At 62.8% G+C, this 14537-nt stretch carries 5 protein-coding genes and 1 pseudogene; 5 read left to right on the forward strand and 1 reads right to left on the reverse strand.

What is annotated here, in order from left to right; all coding sequences use genetic code 11:
* Positions 1 to 153: 153 nt before the first annotated feature.
* From rpoB to FNB15_RS15510, 5 genes and pseudogenes are all read left to right on the forward strand, one after another.
* Positions 154 to 4251, forward strand: coding sequence for a DNA-directed RNA polymerase subunit beta (rpoB, locus tag FNB15_RS15490; protein WP_144069576.1), 4098 nt, complete (start codon positions 154 to 156; stop codon positions 4249 to 4251).
* Between the two features lie 38 nt (positions 4252 to 4289).
* Positions 4290 to 8561 (forward strand): annotated as a pseudogene (gene rpoC, locus FNB15_RS15495) (DNA-directed RNA polymerase subunit beta'); the annotation flags it as partial.
* A 157-nt stretch (positions 8562 to 8718) separates the two neighbouring features.
* Entirely contained in the window at positions 8719 to 9474 is a 756-nt protein-coding gene (gene recO / locus FNB15_RS15500) for a DNA repair protein RecO (protein WP_144069578.1), read from the forward strand.
* Positions 9475 to 9507: 33 nt separating this feature from the next.
* A complete protein-coding gene (gene parC / locus FNB15_RS15505; RefSeq protein WP_144069579.1) occupies positions 9508 to 11745 on the forward strand; it encodes a DNA topoisomerase IV subunit A in 2238 nt (745 codons plus the stop codon).
* A 57-nt stretch (positions 11746 to 11802) separates the two neighbouring features.
* Positions 11803 to 13281, forward strand: coding sequence for an aldehyde dehydrogenase family protein (locus FNB15_RS15510; protein ID WP_144069580.1), 1479 nt, complete (start codon positions 11803 to 11805; stop codon positions 13279 to 13281).
* Between the two features lie 7 nt (positions 13282 to 13288).
* On the opposite strand, the gene FNB15_RS15515 is transcribed toward FNB15_RS15510, so the two are convergent.
* Positions 13289 to 14491, reverse strand: coding sequence for a hypothetical protein (locus FNB15_RS15515; RefSeq protein WP_144069581.1), 1203 nt, complete (start codon positions 14489 to 14491; stop codon positions 13289 to 13291).
* Positions 14492 to 14537 lie beyond the last annotated feature (46 nt).

A 14537-nucleotide genomic window follows, 5' to 3' on the forward strand; every position in this document is an offset into this window, starting at 1 on the left:
ACACCCCGGCCGCCGCGGAATTTGGCGGGTCGAGCAGTACCGGATCTCTGGGCGCGGCGATCGCCCGGCGGGATTAATAGGCCCGCGAAATTTATCGCTGGTCCGGCACTGCGCAGCGTGACAGACGCTGCCTATTAGAGATTTGGGACAGACATGACCTTGTCGTTCACCGGCCGCAAGCGCGTTCGCAAAAGCTTCGGACGCATCCCGTCCGTCACCTCGATGCCCAACCTGATCGAGGTCCAGAAAAGCTCCTACGACAGTTTCCTGATGATGAACGACGCTGGCGACCAGCGTCCCGACGCCGGCCTGCAGGCCGTGTTCAAGTCGGTCTTCCCGATCAAGGATTTCAGCGACACCTCGTCGCTCGAATTCGTCAAGTACGAGTTCGAACCCCCGAAATATGACGTCGACGAGTGCATGCAGCGCGGCATGACCTTTGCCGCGCCGCTGAAGGTGACGCTCCGCCTGATCGTCTTTGAAGTCGATCCCGATACCCAGGCCAAGTCGGTCAAGGGCATCAAGGAGCAGGATGTCTACATGGGCGATATGCCGCTCATGACCGACAAGGGCACCTTCATCATCAATGGCACCGAGCGCGTCATCGTTTCGCAGATGCATCGCAGCCCGGGCGTGTTCTTCGACCACGACAAGGGCAAGACCCATTCGTCGGGCAAGTATCTCTACACCGCTCGTGTCATTCCCTATCGCGGCTCGTGGCTGGATTTCGAGTTCGACGCCAAGGACATCGTGCATGTCCGCATCGACCGTCGCCGCAAGCTGCCGGTCACCACGCTGTTCTTCGCGCTCGGCCTGACCCAGGAAGAGGTTCTGGATTCCTTCTACAAGAAGGTGATCTACAAGCGCGACAAGAAGGGCTGGCGCGTCGACTATAACTCCGAGCGTATGCGCGGCATCCGCGTCAACAACGACCTGATCAATGCCAAGACCGGCAAGGTGATGGTCGAGGCCGGCACCAAGATCACTCCGCGCTTGGCCAAGAAGCTGGCGGAAGAGGGCCTCAAGGAGTTGCTCGTCTCGCCGCAGGACATGGTCGGCAAGTTCAACTCGCTCGACATCGTCAATGAAGAGAGCGGCGAAATCTATCTCGAGGCGGGCGAGGAGCTCGACGTCAAGAAGATCGAGCTGCTGGAAGCCGCCGGTATCGAGCAGATCTCGGTGCTCGACGTCGATCACGTCACCATCGGCGCCTACATCCGCAACACCATGGTTGCCGACAAGCACCAGGGCCGCGAGCAGGCGCTGTTCGAAATCTACCGCGTGATGCGTCCGGGCGAGCCGCCGACGATGGACACCGCCGAGGCGCTGTTCCACGGCCTGTTCTTCGATTCAGAGCGCTACGATCTCTCGGCCGTGGGCCGCGTGAAGATGAACGCCCGCCTCAACCTTGAGGCTGACGACACGGTTCGCGTGCTGCGTACTGAAGACATCCTGGCCTGCGTTCGCACCCTGACCGAGCTCAAGGACGGTCGTGGCGAAATCGACGACATCGACCATCTCGGCAACCGCCGCGTCCGTTCGGTCGGCGAGCTGATGGAAAACCAGTACCGCATTGGCCTGGTGCGCATGGAGCGTGCGATCCGCGAGCGTATGAGCTCGGTCGAGATCGACACGGTGATGCCGCATGACCTGATCAATGCGAAGCCTGCCGCTGCCGCCGTCCGCGAGTTCTTCGGTTCCAGCCAGCTCTCGCAGTTCATGGACCAGACCAACCCGCTGTCGGAAATCACCCACAAGCGTCGTCTTTCGGCGCTTGGCCCGGGCGGTCTGACCCGCGAGCGCGCCGGCTTCGAAGTGCGCGACGTGCATCCGACGCATTACGGCCGCATCTGCCCGATTGAGACGCCGGAAGGCCCGAATATCGGTCTGATCAACTCGCTGGCCACCTATGCCCGCGTCAACCAGTACGGCTTCATCGAGAGCCCGTATCGCCGCGTGCGCGACGGCAAGGTCACCGACGAGGTGATCTATCTGACCGCGATGGAAGAGGGCAAATACACCATTGCCCAGGCCAATGCCGAAATCGACGGCAAGGGCAAGCTGATGGGCGATCTGGTCTCGTGTCGCCGCAACGGCGATTTCGTGATGGTGCGCCCTGAAGGCATCGACTTCATGGACGTGTCGCCGAAGCAGCTGGTTTCGGTCGCCGCGGCGCTGATCCCGTTCCTCGAGAACGACGACGCCAACCGTGCGCTGATGGGCTCGAACATGCAGCGCCAGGCGGTTCCGCTGGTGCGCGCTGAGGCGCCGCTGGTCGGCACCGGCATGGAAGAGGTCGTGGCCCGCGATTCCGGCGCCACCATCGTCGCCAAGCGCACGGGTGTGGTCGACCAGATCGACGGCACCCGTATCGTCGTCCGCGTGTCGGAAGAGACCGACATGTCGAAGTCGAACGTCGACATCTACAAGCTGCTGAAGTTCCAGCGCTCGAACCAGAACACCTGCATCACCCAGCGTCCGCTGGTGAAGGTGGGCGATCAGGTCCAGGCCGGCGACATCATCGGCGACGGTCCGTCGACCGAGCTGGGCGAACTGGCGCTGGGCCGCAACGTGCTCGTCGCCTTCATGCCCTGGAACGGCTACAACTTCGAAGATTCGATCCTGATCAGCGAGCGTATCGCCAAGGACGACGTCTTCACCTCGATCCACATCGAGGAATTTGAAGTGATGGCCCGCGACACCAAGCTGGGCCCTGAGGAAATCACCCGCGACATTCCGAACGTGGGCGAAGAAGGCCTCAAGAACCTCGACGAAGCCGGCATCGTTTACATCGGTGCCGAAGTGCATCCTGGCGACATCATGGTCGGCAAGATCACGCCGAAGGGCGAAAGCCCGATGACGCCGGAAGAGAAGCTGCTGCGCGCCATCTTCGGCGAAAAAGCGTCCGACGTTCGCGACAGTAGCTTGCGCGTGCCGCCGGGCGTTTCCGGCACGGTCGTGGAAGTGCGCGTGTTCTCGCGTCACGGCGTTGAGAAGGACGAGCGCGCGCTCGCCATCGAACGCGCCGAGATCGAGCGTCTGGCCAAGGATCGCGACGACGAGAAGGCGATCATCGAGCGCGCCATTTATGGCCGCCTGAAGGAGCTGCTGGTCGGCAAGCAGGCCGACAAGGGCCCGAAGAGCTTCAAGGACGGCGGCAAGATCACCGACGAAGTGCTGGCCGAACTGACTCCGGGCCAGTGGTGGCAGATCAGCGTCAAGCACGAAAAGTCGATGACCGACATCGAGGCGCTGAAGAAGCAGTATGACGCGGCGACCAGCCGCATCCAGAAGCGCTTCGAGGACAAGGTCGAGAAGCTGCAGCGCGGCGACGAACTGCCTCCGGGCGTGATGAAGATGGTCAAGGTCTTCGTGGCCGTGAAGCGCAAGCTGCAGCCGGGCGACAAGATGGCCGGCCGTCACGGCAACAAGGGTGTCGTGTCGCGTATCGTGCCTGAAGAAGACATGCCCTACCTCGAGGACGGCCAGCCGGTCGACATCGTGCTGAATCCGCTGGGCGTGCCGTCGCGCATGAACGTCGGTCAGATCCTTGAGACGCATCTTGGCTGGGCTTCGGCCGGTCTCGGCCGCCAGATCGGCGAGATGCTCGACAAGGTCAACCGCAATGCGGCCAAGGCGGCCGACCTGCGCACGATCATGAAGGGCATCTACTCGAAGCAGGAATATGCCGACAAGATCAACGATCTGTCGGATGAGCAGGTGCTCGAACTGAGCTCCAACCTGCGTCGCGGCGTGCCGATGGCCACGCCGGTCTTCGATGGCGCGCATGAGCCCGACATCGTCGAGATGCTGGAGAAGGCCGGTTTCCACATCTCTGGTCAGTCGACCCTGGTTGATGGCCGCACAGGCGAGGCATTCGATCGCAAGGTGACCGTCGGCTACATCTACATGCTGAAGCTGCACCACCTGGTCGACGACAAGATCCATGCCCGTTCGATCGGCCCCTACAGCCTCGTTACCCAGCAGCCGCTGGGCGGCAAGGCCCAGTTCGGCGGTCAGCGCTTCGGCGAAATGGAGGTCTGGGCGCTGCAGGCATACGGTGCCGCCTACACCTTGCAGGAAATGCTGACTGTGAAGTCGGACGACGTGGCTGGCCGCTCGAAGGTTTACGAGTCGATCGTGCGCGGCGACACCAACTTCGAGGCAGGTATTCCTGAATCGTTCAACGTGCTGGTCAAGGAAATGCGGTCGCTCGGCCTGAATGTCGAGCTGTCGCAGCGTTCCTACTGATCGCCACGAAACATTTCCTCCGATAGGAGACGATAGATATGAACGAACTTAGCAACGTTTTCGGCCAGCCGCAGAACGCCCAGGCTTTCGACCAGATCCAGATTTCGATCGCTTCGCCGGAGCGCATTCGCTCCTGGTCCTACGGCGAGATCAAGAAGCCTGAGACCATCAACTACCGCACCTTCAAGCCGGAGCGGGACGGTCTGTTCTGCGCCCGCATCTTTGGTCCGATCAAGGACTACGAGTGCCTGTGCGGCAAGTACAAGCGCATGAAGTATCGCGGCGTGATCTGCGAGAAGTGCGGCGTTGAAGTCACGCTCTCCAAGGTGCGTCGCGAGCGCATGGGCCATATCGAACTGGCCTCGCCGGTTGCGCATATCTGGTTCCTCAAGTCGCTGCCCTCGCGCATCGGCCTGATGCTGGACATGACGCTGAAAGATCTCGAGCGCATCCTGTATTTCGAGAACTACGTCGTGGTGGAGCCGGGCCTCAGCCCGCTGAAGCAGTTCGACCTGCTGACGGAAGAGCAGCTCTTCCGCGCCCAGGAAGAATATGGCGATGACAGCTTCGTTGCCAAGATCGGCGCGGAAGCCATCCGCGACCTGCTGATCGCGCTCGACCTGGAAAAGGCCCGTGAAGACATTCGCCAGGAGCTGGCCGAGACCACGTCGGAACTGAAGCCGAAGAAGCTGGTCAAGCGCCTCAAGCTGGTCGAAGCCTTCATCGATTCCGGCAACAAGCCGGAATGGATGGTCATGACCGTGATCCCGGTGATCCCGCCCGAGCTGCGCCCGCTGGTGCCGCTGGATGGCGGCCGCTTCGCCACGTCGGATCTGAACGATCTGTATCGTCGCGTCATCAACCGTAACAACCGCCTGAAGCGCCTGATCGAGCTGCGTGCGCCGGACATCATCGTCCGTAACGAAAAGCGCATGCTGCAGGAAGCTGTCGACGCCCTGTTCGACAACGGCCGTCGTGGCCGCGTCATCACCGGCGCCAACAAGCGTCCGCTGAAGTCGCTCAGCGACATGCTGAAGGGCAAGCAGGGCCGTTTCCGCCAGAACCTGCTCGGCAAGCGCGTCGACTATTCTGGCCGTTCGGTCATCGTGGTCGGCCCGGAACTGAAGCTGCACCAGTGCGGCCTGCCGAAGAAGATGGCGCTCGAACTGTTCAAGCCGTTCATCTACTCCAAGCTTGAGCTGCGCGGCCTGGCCGCCACCGTCAAGATGGCGAAGAAGATGGTGGAGAAGGAGCGTCCGGAAGTCTGGGACATCCTGGAAGAGGTGATCCGCGAGCACCCGGTTCTGCTGAACCGCGCGCCGACGCTGCATCGTCTGGGCATCCAGGCCTTCGAGCCGACCCTGATCGAAGGCAAGGCGATCCAGCTGCATCCGCTGGTTTGCGCCGCCTTCAACGCCGACTTCGACGGTGACCAGATGGCGGTGCACGTGCCGCTGTCGCTGGAAGCCCAGCTCGAAGCCCGCGTGCTGATGATGTCGACCAACAACATCCTCAGCCCCGCGAACGGCAAGCCGATCATCGTGCCGTCGCAGGACATCGTGCTCGGCCTGTATTACACCACCATGGAGCGCCCCAGCCCGCTTGGCGATGTCGTCAAGATCAAGGACATGAACGCGCTGCTGAAGGCCTGGGCCGATGATGACGTGATCATCTATGACCCCAAGACCAAGGTGGAAGTGCCGAAGACGGCCGTGAAGGCCGAGCTGGAGCGCATCGTGCAGGGTGGCGCCATCGTCGAGCGGACTCCGGTCTTCACGACGATCGCCGAAATCCAGCAGGCGCTGGACTCCAAGGCGATCACGCTGCATCACCGCATCAAGGCCCGCCTGAACACGGTGGACGGTGAAGGCAATCCGATCATTGTCCGCGTCACCACCACGCCGGGCCGTATGCTGCTGAGCGAGATCCTGCCGCGTCACAAGAACGTGCCGTTCCGCGTGATCAACCAGCAGCTGACCAAGAAGGAGATCACCAACGTCATTGACGTGGTGTATCGCCATTGCGGTCAGAAAGAGACCGTCATCTTCTGCGATCGCATGATGGCGCTCGGCTTCACCCGCGCCTTCAAGGCCGGCATTTCCTTCGGCAAGGACGACATGGTCGTGCCGTCGTCGAAGCTGAAGCATATCGACGACACCAAGAAGCTGGTCGGCGAGTATGAGCAGCAGTACCAGGACGGTCTGATCACCCAGGGCGAGAAGTACAACAAGGTGGTCGATGCCTGGTCGCAGTGCACCGATCGCGTCGCCGACGAAATGATGAAGGTCATTCAGACCGACATCGACGAGGTCAGTGGTCAGCGCAAGCCGATCAACTCGATCTGGATGATGGCTCACTCGGGCGCCCGCGGTTCGGCCGCCCAGATGAAGCAGCTCGCCGGCATGCGCGGCCTGATGGCCAAGCCGTCGGGTGAAATCATCGAGACGCCGATCATCTCGAACTTCAAGGAAGGCCTCACCGTGCTCGAGTATTTCAACTCGACCCACGGCGCCCGCAAGGGTCTGGCCGACACGGCGCTCAAGACGGCGAATTCGGGTTACCTGACCCGCCGTCTGGTCGACGTGGCGCAGGACTGCATCATCACCGAGGAAGATTGCGGCACCGAGCGCGGCCTGACCGTGCGTGAGGTTGTCGAAGGCGCCGAAGTGATCGCCACGCTAGGCGAGCGCATCCTCGGCCGCGTGCCGAGCATCGACGTGAAGCATCCGCTGTCGGGCGAAGTGATCGTCCCGGCCGGCCACCTGATCGAAGAACGCGATGTCGACCGTATCGAGACGGCCGGCGTTGAAAGCATGCTGATCCGCTCCGTGCTGACCTGCGACAGCGAGACCGGCGTCTGCGGCAAGTGCTATGGCCGCGATCTGGCCCGTGGCACCAAGGTCAACATCGGTGAGGCTGTCGGCGTGATCGCCGCGCAGTCGATCGGTGAGCCGGGTACCCAGCTGACCATGCGTACCTTCCACATCGGCGGCACCGCCCAGGTGGCGGAGCAGTCGAGCCTGGAGGCCGCCTATGATGCGACCATCAAGATCGCGAACCGCAACCTGGTGACTGACAGCCAGGGCCGCTTCGTGGTCATGGGCCGCAACTGTGAAGTCATCCTGGTCGATGCCAATGGTCGCGAACGCGCCCGCCACAAGGTGCCGTACGGCGCCCGCCTGGTGGCCGACGAAGGCGGCAGCGTCAAGAAGGGTCAGCGTATCGCTGACTGGGATCCGTACACCCGCCCGGTGATCACCGAGCGCGAGGGCGTCGTGAACTATCGCGACCTCGTCGAAGGTGTGTCGATGCGCGAAGCCACCGATGAGTCGACCGGCATTTCCTACAAGGTCGTCTCCGACTGGAAGCAGAACCCGAAGGGCAACGAGCTGCGTCCGCGCATCACGCTGCGTGACAGCAAGGGTGAAATCCTCATGCTCGTCAGCGGTGCCGAGGCCCGCTACTACCTCTCGGCCGACGCCATTCTGTCGGTTGAGGATGGTGCGCAGGTGCATGCCGGCGACGTGCTGGCGCGTATCCCGGTGGAAGGCACCAAGACGCGCGACATCACCGGCGGTCTGCCGCGTGTTGCCGAGCTCTTCGAAGCCCGTCGCCCGAAGGACCATGCGATCATCGCGGAAATCGATGGCCGCGTTGAGTTCGGCAAGGATTACAAGGCCAAGCGCCGCCTGATCCTGAAGTCGGCCGAAGAGGGCGTCGATCCGGTCGAATACCTGATCCCGAAGGGCAAGCAGATTGCCGTTCAGGAAGGCGACTTCGTCCGCGTTGGCGACCATCTGCTCGATGGCAACCCGGCGCCGCACGACATCCTGAAGGTGCTCGGCGTGGAAGCGCTGGCCAACTATCTCGTGAACGAGATCCAGGAGGTCTATCGTCTGCAGGGCGTGAAGATCAACGACAAGCACATCGAGGTGATTTGCCGCCAGATGCTGCAGAAGATCGAGATCATCGACCCGGCCGAGACCACCTTCCTGATCGGCGAGCAGGTCGACCGCAGCGAGTTCGAAGAGGTGAATGCCAAGACCGAAGCCGAAGGCCGCAAAGTGGCCAAGGGCATGCCGGTCCTGCTCGGCATCACCAAGGCGAGCCTGCAGACCCGGTCGTTCTTCTCGGCGGCCTCGTTCCAGGAGACCACCCGCGTGCTCACCGAAGCTGCCGTCGGCGGCAAGGTGGACAAGCTGATCGGCCTCAAGGAAAACGTGATCGTCGGTCGCCTGATCCCGGTCGGCACCGGCGCCATCATGAACCGCATGAAGGGCCTCGCCGCCCAGCGCGATCGCGATTTCGCCGATGCGCTGGAAAGCGAACTGCAGGCTGCCGTCGGCGACGCCGCCGAATAAGCTTTCGGTTCATACCCGATAGAGAGGGGCGGCCCGCAAAGGCCGCCCTTTTGCTTGAGGGGCCCTTTTGCTTGCTGGCTGTCGAGAATCACCCTAAGCCATAAGCATGGACTGGCAGGATGAAGGCGTTGTCTTAAGCGTTCGCCACCACGGCGAGAGCGCCCGGATCGTGACCCTGCTGACCGAAAGCTATGGCCGCCATGCCGGGCTGCTGCGTGGGAGCGGAACCGGCAGGGGCGGTGCGCTGCAGCCCGGCCAGCTCGTCGGCGCTGAATGGCGTGCTCGCCTGTCGGAACAGCTCGGCTATTACACGCTGGAAGCCCTGAAGCACCCCGCCGCACTGATGCTGGACGATCCGGCGCGGCTGGCAGCGTTGCGCGCCGTTTGCGCCTTAGTAGATGCAGCATTGCCGGAGCGCGAACCGCATCCCAATCTGTTCGGCGCCACCAAGGCGCTGTTTGCCCTCATGGCGGAGATGGAGGATCCCGGCGACTGGGGCGCGCTCTATGTGCGCTGGGAAACCGGCCTGCTCGCCGAGATGGGCTATGGCATCGATCTGGAAAGCTGTGCCGCCACCGGCGCCACCACCAATCTGACGCATGTCTCGCCGCGCAGTGGCCGCGCGGTCTCGGCCGAGGCCGCCGCGCCTTACGCCGATCGTATGCTGAAGCTGCCGGCCTTTCTGGTGCCGGGCAGGGCGGAGGCCGAGTCGCTGCCAAACGATTCGCTGCAGGCCGTTCTGGATGGTCTCGCGCTCACCGGGCATTTCCTGGAAAACCGCCTGTTCGCCCAGCTCCATGCTCCGGTGCCGCAGGCCCGCGCGCGCCTGATCGAGGTCGTGCGCAATCAGGGCCAAAAGTAGAAAGGCCGGCCAAACCGGTGTAGAAAGCGCGTCATGAGCAAGCATCTGCCCCCCAAAGACGTCCCCGAAGATATCCGCAACGTGCCGCTGCCGGATGCGCTGTCCGAGCGCTATCTGGCCTATGCGCTCAGCACCATCACCTCGCGCTCGCTGCCCGATGCGCGCGACGGGCTGAAGCCGGTGCAGCGCCGCGTGCTGTTCGCCATGCGGCTGCTCAAGCTGGACCCGGCCTCGGGCTACAAGAAATGCGCCCGCGTCGTCGGCGACGTGATCGGTAAGTATCACCCGCATGGCGACCAGTCGGTGTATGACGCGCTGGTGCGCCTGGCGCAGGATTTCGCGCAGCGCTATCCGCTGGTCGACGGCCAGGGCAATTTCGGCAATATCGACGGCGATAACGCGGCGGCGATGCGATACACCGAGGCGCGCCTGACCGAAATCTCCAATGTGCTGCTCGCCAATCTGGACGACGACACGGTCGATTTCCGCCCCAATTACGACGGCGAGAATGACGAGCCGGTCGTGCTGCCCTCGGGTCTGCCGAACCTTTTGGCCAATGGCGCCACCGGCATCGCGGTCGGCATGGCGACCTCGATTCCGCCGCATAATCTGCCCGAGCTGTGCGATGCGCTGCTGCACCTGATCAAGCATAAGAACGCCAGCATCGAAAAGCTGGTGGAATATGTGCAGGGTCCGGATTTCCCGACCGGCGGCATCCTGGTCGAACCCTTAAGCGCGCGGATCGAAGCCTACAAGACCGGCCGCGGCAGTTTCCGCCATCGCGCCGTCTGGCAGCAGGAAGAACTGCCGCGCGGCATGTGGCAGATCGTCGTCACCGAGGTTCCGTACCACGTACAGAAGTCGCGGCTGGTCGAGCGTATCGCTGAACTGATCACCGACAGGAAGGCGCCGCTGCTGGACGACGTGCGCGATGAATCGACCGAGGATGTGCGCCTCGTCCTGATCCCGAAGAACAAGACCGTCGATCCGGCCGTGCTGATGGAAAGCCTGTTCCGCACCACCGATCTGGAAACGCGCTTCCCGCTCAACCTCAATGTGCTGGACGGTGGCAAGCTGCCCAAGGTGATGAACCTGCGCGAGGCGCTGCAGGCCTATCTCGATCACCGCCATGACGTGCTGGAACGCAAGAGCCGGTATCGCCAGGGCAAGATCGAACATCGCCTCGAAGTGCTCGACGGCTATCTGATCGCCTATCTCAACCTTGACGAGCTGATCGAGATCATCCGCCGCGAAGACGAACCGAAGCCGGCGATGATCAAGCGGTTCAAGCTGAGCGATGTGCAGGCCGAAGCCATTCTCAACATGCGCCTGCGCAGTTTGCGCAAGCTGGAAGAGATGGAGCTGCGCGGCGAGCATAAGGAACTGTCGAAGGAACTGGCCGGGCTGAAGCAGCTGCTGGCCAGCGACGAGCTGCGCTGGCAGGCGATTGCCGGCGAAATCCAAGAGCTGAAGAAGCAGTTCGGCCCGAAGTCGGCGCTGGGCAAGCGTCGCACGCGGATCGGCGATGCGCCGGTGATCTCGGAAGAGGCTTTCGAGGTGCTGGTCGAGCGCGAGCCGATCACAGTGATCTGCTCGGCCAAGGGCTGGATTCGCGCCATCAAGGGCCATGTCGCCGACGATGGCACTGCTTCGTTCAAAGAAGGTGATAAAGGCCGCTTCTGGCTGCATGCCGAAACCACCGACAAGCTGCTGCTGTTCGGCACCAATGGCCGTGCCTATACGATCAATTGCGACAAGCTGCCGCGCGGCCGTGGCCATGGCGAGCCGGTGCGCCTGATGATCGACCTGGGCAACGACCAGGATATCGTCACGCTGATGAAGTATCAGGGCGAGCGCAAGTTCATGGTCGCCAGCAGCGACGGTCGCGGTTTCGTCTGTCCCGAAATCGAGATGCTGGCCGCCACCCGCACCGGCAAGCAGATCCTGAACGTGCAGGCGCCAGCTGAAGCGTGCGTCATGACGCAGGTGGAGGGCGATACGGTGGCGGTGATCGGCGACAATCGCAAGCTGCTGCTGTTCCCGTTGAGCGAGCTGCCCGAAATGACCAAGGGCCGCGGCATCACCTTGCAGAAATACAAGGATGGCGGTCTGGCCGATGCCCGCACCTTCACGCTGAAGCAGGGCCTGAGCTGGATCGACTCTTCAGGCCGCACCAAGACCGAGACGGACATCAAGGACTATCGCGGCGAACGCGCCCAGGCGGGCCGCATCGTCTTCCGCGGCTTCAACAAGAACAACCGCTTCTCTTAAAAACGATGATCGAGGAAGGCCGGGGAGACCCGGCCTTCATTCTGTCTGGAGGACACCATGGCCACGCCCGAAATCAAAAAATACTGGCAGAATTTCGTCGACGGCGAATGGTGCGATGGTGCGACGAACGAGCGCATCGTCGTCGAGAATCCGGCGACCGGCGAGATGCTGGCCGAAGTGGCGCGCGCCATGCCGGCCGATGTTGATCGCGCCGTGGCGGCGGCCCGCAGGCGTTTCAATGCCCGCACGCTGATCGACATGCGGCCGATGGCGCGCGGCGCGCTGCTGCTGGAGATCGCCGCGCAGATGCGTGCGATGGCCGAAGAGATCGCGCTGGCCGAATGCCTGGATAACGGCAAGACGCTGGCGGCCGGAAAGAACGAGGCGATGGCCGCCTCGCGCTACTTCTCCTACTACGGCGGCGCCACCGACAAGATCGAAGGCCGCATGATCCCGCTCGGCGCGGGCTATGTCGATTACACCGTTCCGGCGCCCTATGGCGTATCCGTTCAGATCGTGCCGTGGAATTTCCCGCTGCAGATCGCCGCGCGCTCCGTCGCCTGCGCCTTGGCAACCGGAAATACCGTGGTGCTGAAATCGCCGGAGCTGTCGCCGCTGTCCTGCTATTTCATCGCCGAAGCCTGCAAGCGCGCCGGCGTGCCCGATGGCGCGGTGAATGTGCTGTGCGGGTATGGCCACGATACCGGCGCGGCGATGGTGTCGCACAAGGATGTCGACCATATCGTCTTCACCGGCTCGCTGAAGACCGGCCAGTTCATCCTGCGCGCCGCGGCCGAGCGCATCATCCCTTGCGTCATGGAACTCGGCGGCAAGTCGGCCGGGATTGTCTTTCCCGACGCTGATCTCGACCAGGTGGCGGCGAGCACGGCGATCGGCATTTTCACCAATGCAGGCCAGGTCTGCTCAGCGGCGTCGCGCCTCGTGGTGCACCGTTCGCGCCATGACGAGGTAGTGGCGAAGATTGCCGCCAAAGCCAGGGCGCTCAGCATTGGCCCCGGCATCGACGGCAAGGATCTCGGCCCGCTGATTTCCGGTGCGCAGCGCGACAAGGTGGAAGCCATGTGCCTGGCCGCGCAGCAGGAAGGCGCCGAGGCAGTCACCGGTGGCCGTCGCGTCGATGGCCTGCCGGGATACTTCATGCAGCCGACGGTCTTTACGGGTGTAAAACCCGACATGACCATGGCGCGCGAAGAAGTCTTCGGCCCGGTGCTGACCGTGCAGGTCTATGATGATCCGGACGAAGCCATCGCGCTGGCCAACGGCACTGACTACGGCCTCTGCGCCGGCGTTTACACGAAAGACCTGCGGCAGGCGCATTGGGCGGCTGACCGGCTGGTGGCGGGACAGGTCTTTGTGAATGAATGGTTCGCCGGCGGCATCGAGACGCCGTTCGGCGGCACCAAGCGCTCGGGTTACGGCCGCGAGAAGGGCCAGGAAGCGCTGCTCAGCTATGTGCAGACGAAGAATGTTGGCATCCGCATCGATGGCAGCGGCGGCGGTCGTCCCGGCGGCTGATTGGGACCTAGCGCGCGCGGCTGAAAATGCTGGTCATCGTGCGGTCGCCCTTATGCGAGGTCCAGTCGACCTGAAGCCGGTCACTGTCCAGCAGTGACAGTCTGATCCCGGCATTGTTTTCATGCGTGCGCGTACGCACCAGCCGGTCGCCCTCGCGGGTCAGCAGCCAGGCGTTGTCATCCGGCTTGTCGCCATTCACGCCCAGCCCGGTGCGGTAGACGCCCTTATAGGTTCCGTTGTCGCCTGGTTCTATGACGGCAGCCGCGAAGCGGCCATTGGTCCAGGTGCCCTGCCACAGCCCGCTATAGCCATCCTGGGCTGGAAGTTTCGGCAGCTTGATGCGGAACGTCGCCGCCGTGTGTCTGTCGGTCTCGCTGCAACTCGGCTTCTTCCCGGTTTCGAAGAAATACTGCAGGCACGGTCCGAAGCGCCGCGCGAATTCCCAGCTCTGGCCGCCACCATGACCCTGCATGTCGTGATAGCTCGGCTGGTTGATGATGAAATTCGCCACGCCGAGTTCGGTCAGGCGCTTTTCGGCATAAGGCCCGCGTACATTGGGCTGCTGGGTTTCAAACCAGTCGTCGCCGGTGAAGAAACCTGCGGCCACATGGATGCCGCTGTCTTTGTATTTTTCCCAGAGCTCGCGGATGTAAGTGTCGTTCTGGCGCCATTCACGGCTCTTGCCGGCGTCGCCGAACGCAGCGGGCGAAAGCGGCAGGATGCCATGGATATTCGGCTTCAGGCTGCCGGTGTGGATCACGGCGAAGGCGCCGCGCGACTGGCCCATCAGGATGATGCGGGGATAGGCGCGCACCTCTGGCTTCTCCAGCACATGCAGGATCAGCGGCGTGGTGAGGTCATGTGTCGCGCCGGCGACGGGTTTGCCTTTGCCGACGCCAATGATGGGATGCCGCTGCAGGTGATAGCTGTCCCATCCTGCTTCGGCGAAATACTGCATCACCGGCGGCACCTTCTCCGGTGCCAGCTTGTCGGGACTGTAGCCGTGATTCCAGATCACCAGGCCCTTGGCTTTTGCCGGACCATAGGGGTGTTTGCTGAGATCTGACCGGCCAGGGAAGACGGCCGGGTTGAACCAGTAGTCGCGATCCTCGGAAAAGTTCTGCGCCTTGGCAGGGTGGGCGCAGATGACCAGCAGCAGGGCGAGCGCGAAACATCCCGCCCATACTGGCTGCAGTCTTGCTGTCGTCATCGATGCGCCCCCCGACGCCTGCTGCCGGGATTATGGCGTCAGGTGA

This window comes from Ferrovibrio terrae (assembly GCF_007197755.1).
Lineage (GTDB): Bacteria > Pseudomonadota > Alphaproteobacteria > Ferrovibrionales > Ferrovibrionaceae > Ferrovibrio > Ferrovibrio terrae.